The sequence below is a fragment of the Crossiella sp. CA198 genome (genome assembly GCF_052078295.1).
Lineage (GTDB): Bacteria > Actinomycetota > Actinomycetes > Mycobacteriales > Pseudonocardiaceae > Crossiella.
In genome coordinates this window covers 422253-442413 of sequence record NZ_JBQJIM010000005.1, presented here as the reverse complement: position 1 = coordinate 442413, position 20161 = coordinate 422253, and the positions used below count along the sequence as shown (strand labels likewise).

The 20161-nt window shown below is 70.1% G+C and carries 18 protein-coding genes and 1 tRNA gene; 12 read left to right on the top strand and 7 right to left on the bottom strand.

Going from position 1 to position 20161, the window contains the following annotated elements; all coding sequences use genetic code 11:
* Positions 1-130: 130 nt before the first annotated feature.
* Together ACTOWY_RS11170 and ACTOWY_RS11165 are read right to left on the bottom strand one after the other, a co-directional pair.
* Positions 131-739, bottom strand: coding sequence for an SIMPL domain-containing protein (locus ACTOWY_RS11170; protein WP_441309523.1), 609 nt, complete (start codon positions 737-739; stop codon positions 131-133).
* A 97-nt stretch (positions 740-836) separates the two neighbouring features.
* The gene (locus tag ACTOWY_RS11165) at positions 837-2615 is read right to left on the bottom strand and encodes an APC family permease (protein ID WP_441309522.1); all 1779 of its coding nucleotides are present in this window, start codon (positions 2613-2615) and stop codon (positions 837-839) included.
* Between the two features lie 151 nt (positions 2616-2766).
* Here ACTOWY_RS11165 and ACTOWY_RS11160 point away from each other — a divergent pair, with 151 nt between their 5' ends.
* Entirely contained in the window at positions 2767-3960 is a 1194-nt protein-coding gene (locus ACTOWY_RS11160; protein WP_441309521.1) for an AAA family ATPase, read from the top strand.
* 156 nt (positions 3961-4116) lie between these two features.
* Complete coding sequence (locus tag ACTOWY_RS11155) at positions 4117-4263, top strand: hypothetical protein (RefSeq protein WP_185000864.1); 147 nt, start codon at positions 4117-4119, stop codon at positions 4261-4263.
* A gap of 267 nt (positions 4264-4530) precedes the next feature.
* On the opposite strand, the gene ACTOWY_RS11150 is transcribed toward ACTOWY_RS11155, so the two are convergent.
* Positions 4531-5277, bottom strand: coding sequence for a class I SAM-dependent methyltransferase (locus tag ACTOWY_RS11150; protein WP_441309520.1), 747 nt, complete (start codon positions 5275-5277; stop codon positions 4531-4533).
* Between the two features lie 100 nt (positions 5278-5377).
* On the opposite strand from ACTOWY_RS11150, the gene ACTOWY_RS11145 reads away from it, so the two are divergent.
* Together ACTOWY_RS11145 and ACTOWY_RS11140 are read left to right on the top strand one after the other, a co-directional pair.
* The gene (locus ACTOWY_RS11145; RefSeq protein WP_441309519.1) at positions 5378-5944 is read left to right on the top strand and encodes a hypothetical protein; all 567 of its coding nucleotides are present in this window, start codon (positions 5378-5380) and stop codon (positions 5942-5944) included.
* Positions 5945-6107: 163 nt separating this feature from the next.
* Entirely contained in the window at positions 6108-6488 is a 381-nt protein-coding gene (locus tag ACTOWY_RS11140) for a hypothetical protein (RefSeq protein ID WP_441309518.1), read from the top strand.
* 661 nt (positions 6489-7149) lie between these two features.
* Here the strand turns inward: ACTOWY_RS11140 and ACTOWY_RS11135 are convergent.
* Positions 7150-7623, bottom strand: coding sequence for a hypothetical protein (locus tag ACTOWY_RS11135; RefSeq protein WP_441309517.1), 474 nt, complete (start codon positions 7621-7623; stop codon positions 7150-7152).
* Between ACTOWY_RS11135 and ACTOWY_RS11130 the strand changes: the two genes are divergently transcribed.
* The 4 genes from ACTOWY_RS11130 (at position 7622) to ACTOWY_RS11115 (ending at position 14002) form a co-directional block, all read left to right on the top strand.
* Positions 7622-9550: an NHL domain-containing thioredoxin family protein gene (locus tag ACTOWY_RS11130; protein WP_441309516.1), complete on the top strand. Its 1929-nt coding sequence runs from the start codon at positions 7622-7624 to the stop codon at positions 9548-9550. The genes ACTOWY_RS11135 and ACTOWY_RS11130 overlap by 2 nt on opposite strands.
* A 107-nt stretch (positions 9551-9657) precedes the next feature.
* Complete coding sequence (locus ACTOWY_RS11125) at positions 9658-9978, top strand: GroES family chaperonin (RefSeq protein ID WP_185000857.1); 321 nt, start codon at positions 9658-9660, stop codon at positions 9976-9978.
* A 71-nt stretch (positions 9979-10049) separates the two neighbouring features.
* Entirely contained in the window at positions 10050-13145 is a 3096-nt protein-coding gene (locus tag ACTOWY_RS11120) for a VanW family protein (RefSeq protein WP_441309515.1), read from the top strand.
* A gap of 50 nt (positions 13146-13195) precedes the next feature.
* Positions 13196-14002 (top strand): DUF1206 domain-containing protein, encoded by an 807-nt coding sequence (locus ACTOWY_RS11115; protein ID WP_441309514.1) that lies wholly within the window; start codon positions 13196-13198, stop codon positions 14000-14002.
* A gap of 66 nt (positions 14003-14068) precedes the next feature.
* Here ACTOWY_RS11115 and ACTOWY_RS11110 read toward each other — a convergent pair whose 3' ends face one another.
* Together ACTOWY_RS11110 and ACTOWY_RS11105 are read right to left on the bottom strand one after the other, a co-directional pair.
* Positions 14069-15904 carry an acyl-CoA dehydrogenase gene (locus tag ACTOWY_RS11110; protein ID WP_441309513.1) on the bottom strand — a complete coding sequence of 612 codons (1836 nt, stop codon included), beginning with the start codon at positions 15902-15904 and terminating at the stop codon, positions 14069-14071.
* A gap of 147 nt (positions 15905-16051) precedes the next feature.
* Positions 16052-16684 carry a LysE family translocator gene (locus ACTOWY_RS11105; protein WP_441309512.1) on the bottom strand — a complete coding sequence of 211 codons (633 nt, stop codon included), beginning with the start codon at positions 16682-16684 and terminating at the stop codon, positions 16052-16054.
* Positions 16685-16890: 206 nt separating this feature from the next.
* On the opposite strand from ACTOWY_RS11105, the gene ACTOWY_RS11100 reads away from it, so the two are divergent.
* The 3 genes from ACTOWY_RS11100 (at position 16891) to ACTOWY_RS11090 (ending at position 19159) form a co-directional block, all read left to right on the top strand.
* Positions 16891-18411, top strand: a complete 1521-nt coding sequence (locus ACTOWY_RS11100) for a sodium:solute symporter family protein (protein WP_441309511.1) — start codon at positions 16891-16893, stop codon at positions 18409-18411.
* A 136-nt stretch (positions 18412-18547) separates the two neighbouring features.
* Positions 18548-18745, top strand: a complete 198-nt coding sequence (locus tag ACTOWY_RS11095) for a DUF433 domain-containing protein (protein WP_185000852.1) — start codon at positions 18548-18550, stop codon at positions 18743-18745.
* A 213-nt stretch (positions 18746-18958) separates the two neighbouring features.
* The gene (locus ACTOWY_RS11090) at positions 18959-19159 is read left to right on the top strand and encodes a DUF433 domain-containing protein (RefSeq protein ID WP_441309510.1); all 201 of its coding nucleotides are present in this window, start codon (positions 18959-18961) and stop codon (positions 19157-19159) included.
* A 247-nt stretch (positions 19160-19406) separates the two neighbouring features.
* Here the strand turns inward: ACTOWY_RS11090 and ACTOWY_RS11085 are convergent.
* Positions 19407-19480 (bottom strand) — tRNA-Gly (locus ACTOWY_RS11085).
* 73 nt (positions 19481-19553) lie between these two features.
* On the opposite strand from ACTOWY_RS11085, the gene dcd reads away from it, so the two are divergent.
* A complete protein-coding gene (gene dcd, locus ACTOWY_RS11080; RefSeq protein ID WP_441309509.1) occupies positions 19554-20135 on the top strand; it encodes a dCTP deaminase in 582 nt (193 codons plus the stop codon).
* The last annotated feature ends 26 nt before the right edge of the window (positions 20136-20161 follow it).

Here is a 20161-nt window from a genome sequence, read left to right as displayed (position 1 = left end):
GACAGACTGGTTGTCCAACGGAGTTCCTGCCGACAGTGATCTTGGTCGATTTCTGTTCTAGCAGGGACTCCGTTGGCTGTTTCACCAGGCTTGACAACCAGCCCCAAACACTAACTACGCGGCATTGGCGTTAGTCCAACAGCGACCACGCGGTGGTGCAGCGGGCGCTGACCACCACCGCCTGCGGTTCCAGATTCAGCGACTGCACGCTGGGCAGCCGGTCGGCCTCCATGGCGAACCCGGCCGCCCTGGCCATCGGCGCGTAGTGCTGATCGTCGCCGTCGCTGATCCGCAGCAACGCGCCCAGTCGCACGCCGAGCGCCTCGGCGTAGCCCTCGGCCCGTCGGCGCGCGTCGGCGACCGCGAGCACCTGGGCCTCGCGCGCCGCCTCGGCCTGATCGCTCAGTTCCCAGTCCGGGCCGTTGAGCGCGGTCGGTTCCTGGCCGATCAGCGCGGCCACCAGCGTCTCCAGCGAGGCCTGGTCGGCGGCCCGCAGCTGGTACTGCTGTTCGGCGTGCACGCCGGCCTGTTCGCCCTTGTCACCGCTCCAGTACGGGTGCACCGAGACCCGCCGGGAGCGCACCTCGACGCCATCCTGGGTCAGCAGTGGTTCGACCCGCTCGATCTTCTCGCCGAGCAGGCGGACCGCCTCGGCGCGCTCGGTGGCGGTCACCGCGAAGGTCACCCACAACTGAGCCCGATCGGCGATCCGCTCGACTTCTCCGGTCCCCTTCGTCACAACTTCAGCCACGCCACCCAGCCAACTCTCCCTGAGCCCGCCTCGCAACGATTCCGGCGTATACAGCTCTCTAGTTTTAGTTCTAGAAAGTGCTAGATCAAGGTAGGCGGTAGTGCATCCGGCACACCGCGGCCTGGCTGCGGCCGCGTACCGCGCGAGCGATGCCACCGCCCTGACCGTTGAGCAGCAACCGGATCCAGGCGCTGCGCGGCCGCAGCTCGCCGATCAGCACCACCACCTGCTTGTCCGGCATGCCGCGCACGTAGGCCGCGATGGTCGCGCCGAGTCCGCCGCGGGACCGTTCCAGCAGCACCAGCGGCACCTCCGGATGCCAGGCCGTCCAGTCCGCGCCCAGCTCGCGCTGGCATTCGACGGGCTGTCCGCCACCGGCCACGTGTACCGCGATCACCTTGTGCCCCAAGGACAACGCGGTGCTCAGGCAGTGCGAGGTCAGCACCGAGAGCCCGGCGACCGGCACCACCACCAGCGCCGCCTCCGGCCGGGGCAGCTCGGGCAGCGAGCCCAGGCCGAGCTGCCGCCCGAGCACCGCGTAGGCCCGGTGCACCCGGCGCAGCGCGAACACCAGCAGCGGCAGCACCAGCACCACCAGCCAGGCGCCCTCGGTGAACTTCACGATGGTCACCACCACCGCGGCCACCGTGCTCAGCACGGCGCCCACCAGGTTGAGCCACAGCCGCCAACCGCGTTCGCCGCGAGTCAGCCAGTGCCGCACCATCCCGGTCTGGCAGAGCGCGAACCCGACGAAGACACCGATGGTGAACATCGGCACCAGCACGTCCAGCTGCCCGCCGGAACCGATGATCAGCGCCGCGGCCAGTCCGGCCAGCACCAGCACGCCGATCCGGTGCACCAGCCGGTCCGCGCGCAGCCCGAAGGCGTGCGGCAGGTAGTGGTCGGCGGCCAGCCGGGCGGCCAGCACCGGCAGGCCGCCGAAGGAGGTGTTGGCCGACAGGGCCAGCAGCAGCACCGTGGTGAACTGCACGACCAGATAGATCGCGCCGTCCCCGACCGCGCCTTCCACCAGCAGCGACTGCACCGTGCGGCCCTCGACCGGGCGCAGGTCGAACAGCTCGACCAGGGCGGCCAGGCCCAGCAGCATCACCCCGAGCAGCAGGCCGAGCAGGGTCTGCGCGGCAGCGGCGCGTTGCGGGCGCGGGCTGCGGAAGGACGGGGTGGCGTTGGCGATCGCCTCGATCCCGGTCAGCGAGGCGCAGCCGTTGGCGAAGGCGGACAACACCAGCAGCACGCCCACCGCCGCGGTGGTCTGGGCGGGCGCGGGATCGGGCAACGGGTTCAGCGGCGCACCGCGCAGCAGGCCGATTCCGATCACCACCAGCACCGTGAGCACGAACAACGCGGTCGGCGCGGCGAAGGCGCGGGCGCTGGTGGCCACCCCGCGCAGGTTCACCAGGGTGACCAGCACCAGCACGGCCAGGCACAGCTCGGTGGTCCAGGGCAGCAGGCCGGGCACCGCCGAGGTCAGCGCGGCCACCCCGGCCGCGGTGGCCACCGCCGCGTTGAGCACGTAGTCCACGATCAGCGAGGCCGCCGCGACCAGCCCGGCCCGCTCACCCAGGTTGCGCCGGGCCACCGTGTACGCGCCGCCGCCGTCCGGGTAGGCGTGCACCACCTGCCGGTACGCGGCCACCAGCACCACCAGCAGCAGCACGATCGCCACGGTCACCGGCAACGTCCAGCCGATGCCAGCCGCCCCGGCCGCGGCCAGTGCCAGCACGATGGCCTGCGGGCCGTAGGAAACCGAGGCGAGCGCGTCCAGGCCGAGGGCGGCGACACCGGTGGTGGCGGTCAGCCGGTGCCGGTTCTCACCGGCCTCGGCGCGAGTCAGGGTCAGCACACGCCGCACTGTGCGGTCCCGGATCCACCGCGCCCGGCCGCGTTGACGTGATCCTGAGCCCGGCCGGGCTGATCTTGACGCCGCCGACACGCGGGCCGCTCTTTCTGCCGCCGTATCGGAGTGGACCTAGAAACGCCGATACGGTCCGATCGTGGACCCGGTGCGCAATCCCTTCGCCCCAGGGGCAGGCCAGCGGCCGCCCGAACTCGCCGGCCGGGACCGGGAGGTCGGCGCGTTCGAGGTGGTGCTGGAACGCATCGCCAGGGGCCGCCCGGAACGCAGCCTGGTGCTGACCGGGCTGCGCGGGGTGGGCAAGACCGTGCTGCTCGGCGAACTGCGCTCGATGGCCATCCGGCGTGGCTGGGGCGCGGGCAAGATCGAGGCCCGCCCGGACTCCGGGCTGCGCAGGCCGTTGTCGGCCGCCCTGCACCGGGCCGTGCGCGAGCTGGCGGTCCGGCACCGCGCGCCGGACCGGGTGGAGCAGGTGCTCGGCGTGCTCAAGGCGTTCGCGCTGCGGGCCACTCCGGAGGGCGCCAAGCTGCGGGACCGCTGGCAGCCCGGCATCGACGTGCCAGCGGCCAGCGGCCGGGCCGACTCCGGCGATATCGAGATCGACCTGGTGGAGCTGTTCACCGACGTGGCCGAGCTGGCCGCGGACGTGGGCACCGGGGTGGCGCTGCTCATCGACGAGATGCAGGACGTGCCGGCGGAGGACGTCTCGGCGCTGTGCGCGGCCTGCCACGAGCTGTCCCAGTCCGGCGCGCCGCTGGTGGTGGTCGGCGCCGGGCTGCCGCACCTGCCCGCGGTGCTCTCGGCCAGCAAGTCCTACTCCGAGCGGCTGTTCCGCTACGTCAAGATCGACCGGCTGGACCGGGCCGAGCACGACCGTGCGGTGACCGCGCCGATCGAACGCGAGGAAGCGGGCATCGCCCCGGCGGCACTGGCCGCGTTGTTCGAGGCCAGCGGTGGTTACCCGTACTTCGTGCAGGCCTACGCCAAGGCCGCCTGGGACGCCGCGCCAGGGGATCCGATCACCGCCGAGGACGTCGCGGTGGCCGAGCCGGAGGCCGCGGGCGAGCTGGCGGTGGGCTTCTTCGGCTCCCGCTACGAGCGGGCCACCCCGGCCGAACGGGAGTACCTGCACGGGATGGCGGTGCTCAACGAAGGCCGGGACGAGCCGGTCGGCACCGCTCACCTGGCCGAACACCTCGCGCGCAAGCCCTCCTCGCTGTCCCCGGCACGTGACTCTCTGATCAAGAAGGGCCTGGTCTACTCCGCCGAACGGGGCCGGATCGCCTTCACCGTGCCGCATTTCGGCCGCTTCCTACTGACCGCCGGTGACTAGGTGAACACCGGACGAATCGCCGGTAACTTCCCAGGCTTTGCCGATGAATCATCGGCCTGTGGCCCGTCTCACCGGATAATCGTGTGCAATCGGGGTTTGGGTGGTGCATACTTGAGGCACAGACAACGAGATGCTTACTAAGGGGATGCAACTCAGATGAACCTCGTCGCGAAGATCCGGTCCCGCCGTGCACAGGCCCGCACCCGGCGAGCCGTGAACCGCGCGATCGACGCCGCCGCCACTCCGGCCATGCGGCACGAACTGATGGCCATTGCCGCCGCCCAGGTGACCTCCCTCCGCTGAGCCCGGTCCGGCGCGGACGCCCTACCTCGATTGGGCGAGCCCTCCCGTCGCCGTGACCCCACGGGGGAAGACGCACGGCCCCGACTTGCCTCCCGCCGGTCGGGGTCGTGCTGTTTCACCTGCACGATCACGCATCGCTGAAGTGACCCACGTCACTTACCCAATCGGGTGTAACGCCTTTGGGGGGCGTAGCGATGTTCTAGATGACCCCGCGGTGCTGTCGGACCCCCGACCTGGCAGCACTGCGGGGTTTCCCATATCCAGGGGTCAGCGCAGAACCAGCAGGTCAAGCCGGTCGATGACCGGCCCGCTGGCCCCAGCCGCCACCGCAGCCCGTAGCCGGTCCAGGCCCGTGGCGTATTCCTCGGCGCTCAGCCCCCGCAGCAAAGTGTCACCGTTCTGCTGGATCCGGCCGAGCACTGTCCCCAGATCGGGTGCACTTGTCTGAGGGACCGACTCCAGGCTGACCTGCTCGAACCCGGCCACACCGAGGTCCGCGCAGACCTCATCCACGGTCGGGAACCGCGCCAGCGCCCGCCTGCCCTCCGGGAAGTGCCGGAGCACGGTCAACTCCAGCGGCCGCTCCCGGAAGACACCCCTGATGAGCACCGGCGCACCCGGCCGCAGCACCCGGCGCAACTCGTGCCCGGCGGCCACCCGGTCCGGCACGTGGTGGATGACCGTGGAGAGCCAGGCCCCGGCCAGCGAGCCAGCCTCGGCCGGGATGGTCGTCGCGTCCCCCGGCGCCACCATCACCAGCGGGTGTGCCGGAATGTGCGCGCGCATGGCGTCGGCGGGTTCGACCGCGAGCACCCGGACGCCGAACCAGTCGGCCAGCGCGGTGGCGAACAGCCCGGTGCCCGCGCCCAGGTCGAGCACGGTCGAGCCCGCGGCCGGGGCGAGGTGCCGCTCGATCGCCGCCCGCCAGTGCGTCAGTCCCGTCCGCGGGATCTCCCTGGCCTGCCGGTAGGCGGCCGCGGTGGCGGCGTCGTAGGTGTTGAGTTCGCTGGTCACAGAATCCTCCCCAGGATTTCCTCGTCAACAGGCAACCAACTAGGGCGCGATCAACGTGTAGAAGTCACCAGTCACGGCAAGACAGTCGGGGAGACTCGCCATGCAGACCAGGACCGCCCTCGCCACCCTCGCCCTAGCCGCGGGCGCCGCGCTGCTCGCCGCACCAGCCGCCATGGCCCAGCCTGGCACCAACGCCTACACCGTGGACTTCGAAGCCGGGAAGACCACCTTCGGCGCGGGCAGCACCTTCCACCTGCCGGCCAGGGTGATGATCGGCACCGACTGCGCGCCGGACAAGGCGAGCAAGGTCAAGCTCAGCGGCATGGGCGAGATCCAGCTCAACGGCGGCAGCGCCGGAGTGGCGATGGGCGAGTTCACCATCCCCAAGGGGGTCAAGGGCGGCAAGCACACCATGACCTTCAGCTGTGGCCCGGTCGCCTACCGCGGCGAGTTCACCATCCAGGCCTCGCCGCCAGTCACCTCCCGCACCCGGCCCAGCACCAGCGCGGCGGTGCCGACCAAGCCGAAGGGCGCCCCGGAAACCGGTGGCGGCGGCACCACGGACACCGGCCTCGGCGGGGTGCTCGCCGGTGGCGGCGCACTGCTGGCCGGTGCCGCGCTCGGCGGTTGGTTGCTGCGCCGCCGCCGGGATGGCGCGCAGAGCTGAAAGCGCTTGTGCCACAACACCGTTAGGCGTCCGGCGGGGTCGCCGGTTGCCCGGAAAGTCCAGCGAGTTTCGCCGGATTTCGCCGACAACCGACGGCCCCTCCGGCACGTCCAGTGAAGCGAACACGACGCGGGGGCGTCGTGTCGCCACTGGGAGGAAAAGCATGAGAAGCAAGACCGCCATCGCCGCGTTCGCCATTGCCCTGGGGACCGCGGTGCTCGCCGCGCCACTGGCCAGCGCAGGCACGGTGCAGACCATTGAGATCAACGCGGACCGGACGGTGAGCTACGCCGGGATCCCCGGCAACCGGCAGGGGGTGTTGCCCGGCAACGACGTCGACATCGTGGTGGCCGAACGGCTCTGCCCCCGGCTCGACTCGCCCTGGGTGGAGTCCTCGCTGTTCCCGGCCACTCCGCTGACCAAGCCCGGACCGGTGCTCTACGCCGGCGTCGCGCTGGGTTCGGTCGAGCCGGGCGAGTACCAGGTGACCGTGGGCTGCACCCCCGGGCACCAGGTTCAGGTGACCGTGCGGGTGCTCGACTGAACTGAGTGACCCGTCCACCGGGGAGTCCGGTTTCCGGGCTCCCCTTCTTCTTGTCCGCCAACAGTGTTGGACGTCTGAGGACACCCGAGGTTGCCCCGGAAATTCGGCGATATTGGCCAATTTTCCCGGCAACCGGCACCGCCGCCCGGACGTGTAGGAGGCGAACACGGTGCAGCAGCGGTGCCGAAACTGAGAGCCAGGCCATGAGCGCGAGCGGGGAAGGTCGTCCGGCCGTGGGGGTACGGGCGAGCTTCCCGTTGGCGGAGAAGGAAAAAGAACCGCGGCCGCGCGCCGGTGTGGAGTAGCCGGCGCGCGACCGCGGCGACCTGTCCGCCCATGGACAGGCCACCCGAGACCCGACAGCACTGCCCCTGCGCCGCGGGGTCTCCAGAGACGGCCCACACCGGTTCCGCGCCCGGGGAAACCACCCGGCCCGGCACCGCCCGAACCGACTGACCCCGTCCCACCGAGCACCCCGGCACCGCCCGGACCCCACCCCACCAGCGCCACCCAGCACCAGCGGATCAGGGCCCAGCCGGCCCATCCGTCCCTGTTTGTCCCTTGCTTCAGACTCGAAGACGAGCAAATCCCAGCCCCGGTTCAGCCTGTGACCGGCATCACAACCGCCGCAGGTCCGAGAACCAGTGGGCCACCGCGTTCCCTAGTCCGGCGGAGCGAGCCGGACCACCCGGTCCAGCCCAACGTCGTAACCGATCATCGGCAGCTCCTGATGCCCCTCGAAGGTCATCACCACCGGCTTGCCCAGCGCCCGCCCGATGGCGCGGTAGAACTCGCACAACACGTCCAACGGCCCCTGCCCCTGCAACTCCCGCAGATCGACGTCGAAGTCCACCGTTTCCACCCGGTAGAACCGGAAGATCGCCATCACCTCCGGCGCCGGCCACACGTTCAACTGCGCGTCCAGCACCGTCCCACCGGCGAAGATCTCCGCCGCGGCAGGCAGTTCGGCGTCCCCGACTTCCGGGTCGTACCGGTGCTGCCAGCCGCGGGCCCGCACCAGGTCGAAGACCGTCTGCCAGTCCGCCACGGTCGTTCCGGTGATCTCGACGTCCGGCAGCACCCCGTTGTCGAGGTCGAACAGGTCCGCGACCTCGTCCCAGCGCAACTCGCTCATGCCGCCATGCTGCCGTCTCACCTGGTGGGCCGGGGAACATCGCTGGTCAATCGCTGTGTTGACTACGGATGTGACCACTGCGAAACGTCGGGCCCGTGTCCGTGCCCCCGAGCTGACCGGACGTGGCTGGCTGAACACCGGCGGCAAGGACCTCCGGCTCGCGGATCTGCGCGGGAAGATCACCCTGCTCGACTTTTGGACCTTCTGCTGCATCAACTGCCTGCACGTGCTGGACGAACTGCGGCCGCTGGAAGCGGAGTTCGCCGATGTGCTGGTCACCGTCGGGGTGCACTCGCCGAAGTTCGCGCATGAGGCGGATCCGGTGGCGCTGGCCGCGGCGGTGGAGCGGTACGAGGTGCACCATCCGGTGCTGGACGATCCGGAGCTGGTGACCTGGCAGGCATACGCGGTCAAGGCGTGGCCGACGCTGGTGCTGGTGGATCCCGAGGGTTACGTGGTGCACGTGGCCGCGGGTGAGGGGCATGTCGAGGCGTTGCGGCGGGTGCTGGCCGAGCTGGTCGCCGAGCACACCGCCAAGGGCACGCTGCATCGCGGGGACGGGCCGTACGTGCCGCCGGTGGCCGCGGCGACCGAACTCCGGTTCCCCGCCAAGGCGATCGTCACGCCGCGGCAGACCTTGCTGGTGGCGGATTCGGCAAGGCATTCGCTGGCGGAGCTGGCCGCGGATGGGGAGACCCTGTTGCGGCGCATTGGTTCCGGGGTTCGTGGGCGGGCTGACGGAGCGGCGGGAGCGGCCAGTTTCGCTGAGCCCGCTGGACTTTCGCTGTTGCCGCCGGAGGTCGCCGAGCGGGTCGGGTACGACGTCGTGGTGGCGGACACGGTCAACCATCTGCTGCGCGGGGTGCGGCTCAGCGATGGGTTCGTGTCCACTGTGGCCGGTACCGGCGAGCAGTGGCGGGACGGCGATACCCACGGTGTGGCAACGGAAATCGACCTCACCAGTCCGTGGGACCTCGCTTGGTGGGAACCCGCGGGCGGGGTGGTGATCGCGTTGGCAGGGAACCACACGATCGGGTTGTTCGATCCGGTGGCGGGCACGGTCTCGCGCTTCGCCGGGACCACGGTGGAGGGGTTGCGGGACGGGGACGCGGCCGAGGCGTTCTTCGCGCAGACCTCGGGACTGGCGGTGGATCCGGCGCGGGAACGGTTGTGGCTGGCCGATTCCGAGACCTCGGCGTTGCGGTACCTGGCCTATGAAGACGGCGTGCTCACCGTGCGCACCGTGATCGGCACCGGGCTCTTCGACTTCGGGCACCGGGACGGTCCGGCGGAGCAGGCGCTGTTGCAGCACCCGCTCGGGGTGGCCGTGCTGCCCGACGGCAGCATCGCGGTGGCCGACACCTACAACGGCGCGCTGCGGCGCTACGACCCGGAATCCGGCGAGGTGAGCACGCTCGCGGGCGAGCTGGCCGAGCCCTCCGGCGTGCTGGTGTTCGATGGTGAGGTGATCGTGGTGGCCTCCGCCGCGCACCGGCTGGAGCGGCCGGTGCCGCCTGGGGTGGCGGCGAGGCTGGTCTCCGGTGCGGCGCAACAGGTTCGGCGGCCGCCGAGTGAGCTGGCCGCGGGGGCGGTGGAGCTGGCGGTGGTGTTCGTGCCGCCGCCGGGGCAGAAGCTCGACGAGCGGTACGGGCCGTCCACCCGGCTGGAGGTCACCGCCTCGCCGCCGGAGCTGCTGGTCGAGGGCGCGGGGGTCGGCACGGATCTGGTGCGGCGGCTGGTGATTGCGCCGGATGTGCCATCGGGTGTACTCCATGTGGTCGCCCAGGCAGCAAGCTGTGACGAGGGTGTCGAGCATCCCGCCTGCCGTCTGAGCAGGCAGGACTGGGGAGTCCCGGTCCAGATCCGGTCGGCTGCGCCCGTACGGCTCGCGCTCGTTATGGGCGGAATGGACGAATCCGCGGTGTGATCTGTCGCACGCTGTTGAGCTGGTTGCCTGCTCAACAGCGTGCTCCGGGGTATAGGGCAGACAGAGCCGCCCCGCGTTGGCCTCGGCGGGGCAAGTAAACTCCGAAGGTGCCCGATGCCAAGCTCCAGATCCAGATGCTGCACGACCGCGTGATGGTGCGGATCGCGCAGGAGGGCGGGGAGCGACGCAGCAGCGGCGGGATCGTGATCCCAGCCACTGCCCAGGTGGCCAAACGGCTGGCATGGGGCGAGGTTTTCGGGGTCGGGAATCACGTACGTACTGTCAAGGTGGGTGACAGGGTGCTCTTCAACCCCGAGGAGCAGTTCGAGGTCGAGGTACAGGGCCAGGCTTACCTGGTGATGCGCGAGCGCGATCTGCACGCCGTCGCCAGCGAGCAAGCCGAGCACGGCACGGGTTTGTACCTGTGACGCGTGCCCTCGACGTGACAGCCGGGTAGCTAGCCAGGCGCGTGCTCGCGCCCACGTCAGAAGGGGACACGGTGCCGGAGGAAGAGCAGCGGCCCGGCCCGCGGTCAGAGCAGACGACGGTGTTGTCCGCCCCGCAGCCGGTAGAGCAGCCCACGGCCGAGGACGGGACGCCCGCCAACGGGCTCGACCCGCAAACCCAACAACTCACCGCGCGTCCCGACGCCGAAGCGGCCGTGGCGGACGCCGCGGCCGAGGAGGCCACGGTGACCGTGCAGGCCTCGGACAACGGCTCGTCCGCGCAGGCTGAGCCGGTCCGGAACGGGGCCGCGCCGCAGGACGAGCTGGCCAGGCTCGCCGGACTGTCCGCACCGGCCAAGCCGGCTGCGCCGAACGGGTCGTCCCCGCAGCACGACCCGGCAGGCCCCGCCGAGGAACCGGTCACCCGGAACGAGCGTTCGCCGCTGGACGAGCTGGCCGGTCGCGCCGGTTCGGCCCCGCAGAGCCCGGCTCCGCAGCCCAGCACCCCGGACACTCCGGCGGCCGAGAGCGAATCGGCCCAGGACAGCCCGGAGCAGGTCAAGAGCACGCCGCCGCCGAACCCCCCGGTCCAGCCCGAGCCGCTGACCAGGGGCTTGTTCGCGCCGATCCGGCCGGCCGAGTCGTCCCAGTCCTACCCGTCGCTGCGGGACACCCCGGTCGAACAGACCTCGCCCCGCGGACCCGGTACTCCCGCCCGTGGCTTCGCCGCACCCGGTCAGGGGCCCACGCCGCGCGGCTTCCAGGGCACCCCGCCGCCGGGCGGCCAGGGGCAGGGCACGCCGCCGCCGGGATTCCAGGCGCCGGGGTTCCAGACCCCGGGAGCGCAGCCGCGGGACTTCGCGAACCAGGCCCCGGGCACGGCGCCCGGTGGCTTCGCGAATCAGACCCCGGGGACTCCGCCCGGCGGCTTCGCGAGCCTGACTCCGGGGACGCCGCCCCGCGGGTTCCAGAACCAGGCTCCCGGCACGCCGCCGCGGGGTTTCGCGGAGCAGACCCAGCACCTCCCGCCGCGCGGCCCGGAGGGCCAGGGCGCCCCGCAGGGCCCCGGCACGCCGCCCCGCGGCCAGGCCCGCCCCCAGACCCCGCCGCGGGGCATGGAGCAGCTGCAGGCGCGGTCCATCGACGGGCCGACGCAGGCCATCCCGGCGCGCGCCTTCGAGCAGGTGACCCGGCAGGTCGAGCAGCCCACCCAGGCGCTGCCGCAGCGGGGCCGCCCGGTGGAGCAGCCCACCCAGTCCATCCCGCGGCCACTCGGCGCCGGGCGGCAGCCCGATCCGGATGCCGACACCATCCAGATCCCCAAGATCGAGGCCGCCACCTCCTACCTGCCCGCCCCCGCGCGGGAGGCGGACGCGACCGTGGTGGCCGCGTTGCCGCCGACGCCGCCGGGCGGACCTGCCGACGGGTTCGACGAGGGTGGCGCGGACGAGCGGCGCAGCAGGCGCAAGCGCCGGACGATCATGGGTGTGGCCGCCGCGTTCGGTGTCTTCGGCCTGCTCTACGGGGTTGATCTGCTGCTGACCCAGGGCAATGTGCCGCGTGGGGTGGCCGTGGCCGGGGTGGACGTCGGTGGGCTGGACCGGGCCGCGGCCGAAGCCAAGCTGCGGCAGCAGATCGAGCCGCGGCTGACCAAGCCGGTGACCGTGCGGGCCGGTGACGTCGAGGCAGGCGTCAACCCGCAGGAAGCCGGGCTGACGCTGGACTGGCCCGCGACCCTGGACCAGGCGGGCGCGCAGCCGCTGAACCCGTTGACCCGCCTCACCTCCTTCTTCGGCACCAGGGACGTCGGCGTGGTCACCCGCGCGGACGGGCCCAAGCTCACCGCGGCCCTGGAGGGCCTGCGCGGCAAGACCGACCGGGACCCGGTCGAGGGCACCGTGCGCTTCCAGAACGCCAAGCCGGTGGCGGTGGACCCGAAGTCCGGGCAGAAGCTGGACGTGGAGAAGGCCAGCGCGGCCATGGTCGCGGACTGGGCCGACGGCAAGGTCGTCGAGCTGCCGGTCAGCGCCAGCCAGGTCAAGAGTTCGCCCGAGTCGGTGCGCAAGGCGGTGGAGGAGATCGCCAAGCCCGCGGTCTCCGGACCCGTTGTGGTGCAGGGCGAGGGCAAGAACGCCAACGTGCCGCCAGCCGCGATCGCCAACGCGCTCAAGTTCGAGGTCGACGAGGGCGGCAACCTGATCCCCAAGCTGGACAACGGCAAGGTGGTCGAGAACGCCAAGCCGCAGCTGGCCTCCACCGAGAAGCCGGGCAAGGACGCCACCTTCGCCTTCGAGGGCGGCAAGCCGGTGGTCAAGGAGTCCGCGGACGGCCGGGGCGTGGACTGGGAGAAGACCCTGGCCGGCCTGTCAGAGGTGTTGCGCCGCACGGACAATCGCACCATCAAGGCCGAGTACGGCGACCAGCCCGCCAAGCTGACCACCGACCAGGCCAACCAGCTCGGCGTCAAGGAGCTGGTCAGCCGGTTCGAGACCAAGGGCTTCGCCGCCGACTCCGGGCAGAACATCCGCCGGGCCGCCGAACAGATCAACGGCGCGGTGGTCAAGCCGGGCGAGACGTTCAGCCTCAACGGCCGCACCGGCCCGCGCACCGCGGCCACCGGCTACGTCGAGGCGGGCATCCTGGAGCACGGCCTGCCCGGCCGCGGGGTCGGCGGTGGCGTGTCCCAGATGGCCACCACGATCTACAACGCCGCCTACTACGCGGGCATGGTCGACGTGGAGCACAAGGAACACAGCAACTACATCAGCCGCTACCCGGCAGGCCGGGAGGCCACGGTCTTCCAGGGGCCCAGCGGGCAGAGCCTGATCGACGTGAAGTTCCGCAACGACAGCAAGACCGGCATCTACGTGCAGACCATCTGGACCTCCAACTCGATCACCGTGCAGCTGTGGGGCACCAAGACCTACGAGGTGCAGGGCCAGGACGGCCAGCGCAGCAACGTCACCACGCCCAACACCCGGCACGTCACCGACAAGCCGGACTGCAAGCCCAGTCCCGGCCTGGACGGCTTCACGATCACCGACACCCGGACGATCAAGGACATCACCACCGGCAAGAGCCGCACCGAGCGGCGCACGGTGACCTACAAGGCGCAGGACAAGATCGTCTGCGGGCCGCCGACGCCCTGACTGGGCCATTCAGCCCGTTTTGACCTCCTCCGCGTGGACACCCCGAGCACATGGTGTCCACGCGGAGTGCTGAACAGGGCAGGCAGTGGGTTGTGCTGCTGGGCCGGATCGGTGCGGTGTGCTTCGGCATCGTGCACCTGCTGGTGGCCTGGCTGGCCATCCAGATCGCCTTCGGGGACAGCGCCGGTGAGGCGGACCAGAAGGGCGCGCTGGCCGCGCTGGCGGAGCAGCCGCTGGGCGGTGTGCTGCTGGCCGCGCTGGCCGCCGGACTCGCCTTCTTCGCGATCTGGCAGCTGCTCACCGCGGTCGGCGGCTACCGCTGGCTCTCCGGCAGAAGGCAGGTCACCAAACGGATTTCCGCCGCCGCGCACGGCTTCGCCGCCGCGGTGCTGACCGTGGTCGCGGTGCAGTTGCTGAGCGGATCCGGTGCCACCCAAGGAGATCAGAGCCAGCAGGAGATCACCGGCTGGCTGATGTCCTTGCCGTACGGGCAATTCCTGGTCGGAGTGCTCGCGCTGATCGTGCTCGGCGTCGGGGTGGCCGCCGCGGTCAAGGGCATCCGCCGGACCTTCACCGACGAGCTGGAGCTGGGCAGGTTGCCCGAGGGCACCCAGCGGCTCACCGTGCGACTGGGTCAGGCCGGATTCGTGGCCAAGGGCGTGGCCTACGGGGTGGTCGGCGTGCTGATCGGACTGGCCGCGATCAACCACGATCCGAAGCAGGCCGGCGGGCTCGACGCGGCGCTGCGCACGCTGGCCGACGCCGAGTACGGCCCCTACCTGCTCACCGTGGTCGGGCTGGGCGTGGCCGCCTTCGGGATCTACTGCTTCGCCGAAGCTCGCTGCCACCGCGCCTGACCCCGGACGTGCGGCGGGGCCGCGCGGGAATCCCGGCGCGGCCCCGACAGCGTCAGGTGGTGCGACTCAGAACGCGGCCTCGTCCAGGTCCATCAGCCCGTTGTCCGTGGTCTCCACGATCTTGCGGCGGGCGGTCAGCTCGGGCAGCACGCTCTTGGTGAAGAACGAGGCCGCGGCCAGCTTGCCCTGGTAGAAAGCCTGGTCCTTGACCGAGGCGCCGCCGCCGTCCAGCGCGGTGATGGCGATCTCGGCCTGGCGGAGCAGCTGCCAGCCGACCAGCAGGTCGCCCGCGCTCATCAAGAGCCGGACCGTGTTCTGGCCGACCTTGTAGGTGTTGCGCGGGTCCTCCTGCGCGGTGGTCAGGAAGCCGATCATCGCGCCCAGCATGCCCTGCACGTCCTCCAGGGCGGTCTTGAGCAGCGCGCGCTCCTCCTTCAGGCGGCCGTTGCCGACCTCGGACTCCAGCGTCTTCTGGATCTCGCTCGCGATGAAGCCGAGCGCCTGGCCCTTGTCCCGCACGATCTTGCGGAAGAAGAAGTCCAGGGACTGGATCGCCGTGGTGCCCTCGTACAGGGTGTCGATCTTGGCGTCCCGGATGTACTGCTCGATCGGGTAGTCCTGCAGGAAGCCGGAACCACCCAGGGTCTGCAGGGACAGCGCGAGCAGCTCGTAGGCGCGCTCGGAGCCGACGCCCTTGACGATGGGCAGCAGCAGGTCGTTGACCCGCTCGGCCAGCTCGGTGTTCTCCTGGGCGATGATCGAGTCCTGGAAGGTGGCGGTGTAGAGGTACACCGCGCGCAGGCCCTCGGTGTAGGCCTTCTGCAGCATCAGGATCCGCCGCACGTCCGGGTGGTTGGTGATGGTCACCCGGGGCGCGGTCTTGTCCAGCATCTGGGTCAGGTCCGCCGACTGCACGCGCTCCTTGGCGTAGTCGCGCGCGTTCAGGTACCCGGTGGACAGGGTGGCGATCGCCTTGGTGCCGACCATCATCCGGGCGTACTCGATCACCTGGAACATCTGCGCGATGCCGTCGTGCACCTCGCCAAGCAGCCAGCCCTTGGCCGGGAGGTCGTGCTGGCCGAAGGTCAGCTCACAGGTGGTCGAGGCCTTCAGGCCCATCTTGTGCTCGACGTTGGTGACGTAGGCGCCGTTGCGCTCGCCCAGTTCGCCGGTCTGGGTGTCGAAGTGGAACTTGGGCACCAGGAACAGGCTCAGGCCCTTGGTGCCCGCCTTGGCCTCGATGCCGGGACCCTCGGGGCGGGCCAGCACCAGGTGCATGATGTTCTCGCTGAGGTCGTGCTCGGCGGAGGTGATGAACCGCTTCACGCCGTCCAGGTGCCAGCTGCCGTCCTCCTGCAGCACCGCCTTGGTGCGGCCGGCGCCGACGTCGGAACCGGCGTCCGGCTCGGTGAGCACCATGGTGGCCGTCCAGCCCTTGTCCAGCATGATCTGGGCCCAGCGCTGCTGCTCTTCGGTGCCGTTGCGGTGCACGATGGTGGAGAAGCTCGGGCCGGTCAGGTACATGAACACGGCCGGGTTCGCGCCCAGGATCAGCTCGGCGGCCGCCCACTGCACGGTGCGCGGCAGGCCGTAGCCGCCCTGCTCCTCCGGCAGGTAGAGCTTGCCCCAGTCGCCGTCCTGCAGGGCCGCGTAGGAGGACCGCAGCGACTCGGGCAGCGCCACCGAGTGCGTCTTGGGGTCGAAGACCGGCGGGTTGCGGTCGGCGTCGGCGAAGGACTCGGCCAGCGGGCCGGTCGCCAGGTTGTTCAGCTCACTGAGAATCCCGCGCGCGGTGTCCTCGTCCGCCTGCTCGAAGGGCGCCTTGCCCAGGCGCTCCTGGATCTTGAAGACCTCGAACAGGTTGAACTCGAGGTCGCGCAGGTTGCTCTTGTAGTGGCCCATCTCGTCGCTCCCGTGTTGTGCGGGGTGCTGGCCTTCCGGGCCGGTCCCCTACTGGCCGGTAACAACAGGGTATTACCTGTGAGTAACCCTCAGCAAGGCGGGATTGGTCACCCTTCTGGCGGTAGTGTCGATTGTGACCCGGCTCACTCAGAGTGTGGCACGGGTCAGGGTGGCCATCCGTACTCCCATGCCGAGCAGGATCAAGCCGCTGAGCTGGTCCAACCGCGCCCGCACGGCCGGCTTGGACAGCACCCGGCGGACCGCGCCCACGGCCAGCACCACCAGCACGTACCAGCCCGCGCTGATCGCCATCTGCACCACGGTCAGCATCGCGGTGCCCGCGAGCACCGAACCCTCCGGCGGCAGGAAAGGGGGCAGCAGCGCGAGGTAGAGCGCGGCGGCCTTGGGGTTGCTCAGGTTGGCCAGCAGCCCGGCCCGGTAGGCCGCCCACAGGCCCCGTGGGCGCTCCCCTGCGGCCAGGTCCTCGGGCGGCTGCTCCTGGTGCCTGCGCGAGTGCAGCAGGGTCTGCACGCCCAGCCAGCACAGGTAGAGCGCGCCGGCCACCTTGAGCGCCACGAAGGCCACCTCGGAGGTGCGCACCAGTGCGGTCAGCCCCAGCGCGGAGGCCGCGGCCCAGAACACCAGCCCGCTGGTGTTGCCAGCGATGGTCGCCAGGCCGGTGGTGCGCCCGGCGCGCAGCGCCTGATTGACGATAACCGCCAGCGACGGTCCGGGAGAGACCACCACCGCGAGGCAGGTGAGGACGAAAGGCCAGGTCACGAGGTCCACGATGACAGTGTCACCGCAAGCGACCGAGTGGGCGAGATCCGCGGCGCTTTATCACATTCGTGTTCACATATCTGACCGTTCGTCACAGATGTGACTCGGTTCATGGGAAATCGTTCCGTAACCCAAGGGTTACCTCGTAAGACGGAGCACAACTTAGGGACCGCCAGCCCGTGGCGGGTACTGATGCTGGAGGTGTCATGGGCACCCTCGACTGGGTTGTGGTCGCTGGGTATTTCTTCGTCATGGTGGCGATCGGCTGGTGGTCGCGCGGCCGGATCGCCAACGTCATCGACTTCTTCACCGCGGGCGGCAAGATGCCGTGGTGGCTCTCCGGCATCAGTCACCACATGTCCGGCTACAGCGCCGTCATGTTCGTGGCCTTCGCCAGCGAGGCCTACCGGCTCGGCCTGACCGTCTACGTCTGGTGGGCGCTGACCATCGGCATCGGTATCGGCATCGGGGCGTTCCTGTTCGCCGCGCGCTGGAACCGGCTGCGCTCCAAGCACGGGGTGGCCTCGCCGCTGGAGTACCTGGCCCGGCGCTACAACGTGCCTGCCCAGCAGCTGATGGCCTGGTCCGGCTCGGTGCTCAAGGTGGTCGACATCGCGGCCAAGTGGTCCGCGGTGGCCATCCTGCTGCGTGGTTTCGCCGGGGTGCCGATCGTCTGGGGCATCCTGATCGTCGGCGTGGTCACGATGATCTACTCGGTGCTCGGCGGCCTGTGGGCGGACGCGCTCACCGACTTCGGCCAGTTCATCATCCAGGGCGCCGCGGGCATCGTGATGTTCGTGGCGGTGGCCGCGCACTTCGGCGGCATCCAGTTCATGTGGGAGATCTGGGACAAGCTGCCCGCCGCCAACAGCGAGCCGCTGCGCGAGCCCTACACCGCGACCTTCTTCATGGCGCTGTTCGTGATCAAGACGCTGGAGTACAACGGCGGCATGTGGAACCTGGCGCAGCGCTACATGGCCGCGCCCTCGGGGCACGAGGCCCGGCGCTCGGCGATCCTGTCCAGCGTGCTGTGGCTGGTGTGGCCGCTGATCCTGTTCTTCCCGATGTGGGCCGCGCCGCTGATCGTGCCGGACCTGGGCAACGCCGGGGACGCCTACATCGAGCTGGGCAAGGTGATGCTGCCCGCGGGCATGATCGGTCTGGTGCTGGCCGGGTTCTTCTCGCACACCATGGCGATGGTCTCCTCGGACGCCAACGTGATCACCGCGGTGATCACCAGGGACATCCTGCCCAGGATCTGGAAGGGCGCCAAGCGGATGACCGCCGCCGCCCAGCTGAAACTGGCGCGGGTGACCACGTTCTGCTTCATCGGGCTGAGCATGTTGATGGCGGTGTCCCTGGACACCAACGGCGGCGTGCTCAAGGTGGTGGTCGACCTAGTGGCCGCCACCATGGGCCCGATCGCGGTGCCGCTGATGCTGGGCATGCTGCCCTGGTTCCGCCGGATGGGCCCGAGTTCGGCGATCTCCTCCACCCTGGGCGGTCTCGGCGTGTGGGCGGTGCTCTACATCTCGCAGCAGATGGGCACCACGGTGGCCAAGGAGGCGCTGGTCGCCTACCCGCTGCTGACCTCGCTGGTGCTGTTCCTGGTGGTCGGCCTGATCAAGCCGGAGCGCACCACGGACCGTGACGAGTTGATCGACTCGCTCAGCACCGACGAGGCCGACAAGCCGACCGGACCGGAGACCGTCGCGGCCAAGGCCTGATTGGTTTCCGGCTTCCGCCGGGTTTCCGGGGCGTCCTGATCCGCCAGTCGGCGGATCAGGACCGCCCCAGTGGGCAGAGAATTTTCGCTACCATGTGCAGTCGACATCAATCCGGTCGAAGGCGCAGGATATTTTCATGTCTTTTCTCAAGGTCTCACAGGACCCCGCTGTGCTCCGTGGGGTTCCCGTCGTCACCGGCACCAAGATCGCGGTCGCCACGGTGGTTGCCCTGGTCTGCGAGGGTCTCACCGCCGCGGAGATCGTGCTGAAGCACCCGGACCTGGAGATCGGCGACGTGGACTTCTGCCTTGAATACCTGCGCGGCGGAGCGTAGTCAAACACCCGGCAACCGCATTTCTCTCCGCGCCAGGACCGTAATTCCGGACCGGGCAAACCGGATGGTTCAAGACCATTTTCCGAACGGAAAAATGTGGTCTTCGCCATATCCGGTAAGCCCGGTCACGCCCGGTGATCACGACCTTCCGGATCTCCGAAACCCGCCGCGCGGGCCATTGACGACCCCAGGCCCCGGAAGCACACTGACGCGGTGGCTCTAGAGCAGATCTCCCATGACCCGGGGGTAGCGCACGGCGTCCCGTTCGTCACCGGCACCAACGTGCCCGTCGCGGTGGTCAACGCCCTGCTAAGCCAGGGACTCTCACCCGCCGAGATCGTCACCCGGCACCCCAGCATCACCCTGGACGACGTCGACGCCTGCGCCGAGTACTCCCGCAACGGCGGCCGCTAACCCCAAGAACTCCAACCAGACAAACAACAAGGCCCGGACCTCACCGAGATCCGGGCCTTCGCGTCCCCAAGATCCGGGCTTCGCCACCAAAGAACCAGCCACCCACGTAAACCCATCCGCCCAAGCTCAGCCACCCACGCAACCAGGGGGTCCGGGGGCCACCCCCGGCTGGGGCCTGGGGGCTCGGCCCCCAGTGAGATGCGAAACGCCCCGGCGAGCCCAAAAGGGCGAGCAAACCAGGGCGGAGTGGAGCGGGTGACGGGAATCGAACCCGCCTCTACAGCTTGGGAAGCTGTCGTTCTACCAATGAACTACACCCGCGTGATCGTGCGCGGTCGAGCATACAGGGACTGGGCGGGACTGTGTCCAGCCGGGCCGGGTTACGCTGGGGCACGTGCTCCTCAGTGACAGCGACCTGCGCAAGGAGGTCGAGGCCGGTCGGCTCAACCTCGATCCGTTCGACGTCGACCTGGTCCAGCCCTCCAGCATCGACGTCCGGCTCGACCGGTTCTTCCGGGTGTTCGACAACACCAAGTACACCCACATCGACCCGTCGTTGCAGCAGGACGAGCTGACCTCGCTGGTGGAGAAGGAGGACGACGAGGCCTTCGTGCTGCACCCCGGTGAGTTCGTGCTCGGCTCCACCTTCGAGCGGGTCGGGCTGCCGGATGATCTCGCCGGGCGGCTGGAGGGCAAGTCCTCGCTGGGGCGCCTGGGGTTGCTGACCCACTCCACCGCGGGGTTCATCGACCCCGGCTTCACCGGGCACATCACGCTGGAGCTGTCCAACGTGGCCAACCTGCCGATCACGCTGTGGCCGGGGATGAAGATCGGCCAGCTGTGCCTGTTCCGGCTCAGCTCGCCGGCGGAGAACCCCTACGGTTCGGCCGCGGTCGGTTCCCGCTACCAGGGGCAGCGTGGGCCGACGCCCTCGCGGGCCTACCTGAACTTCCACCGGGCCACCACCAAGAGGTAACTCGTTCCCCTCATCGGAGGAATGTC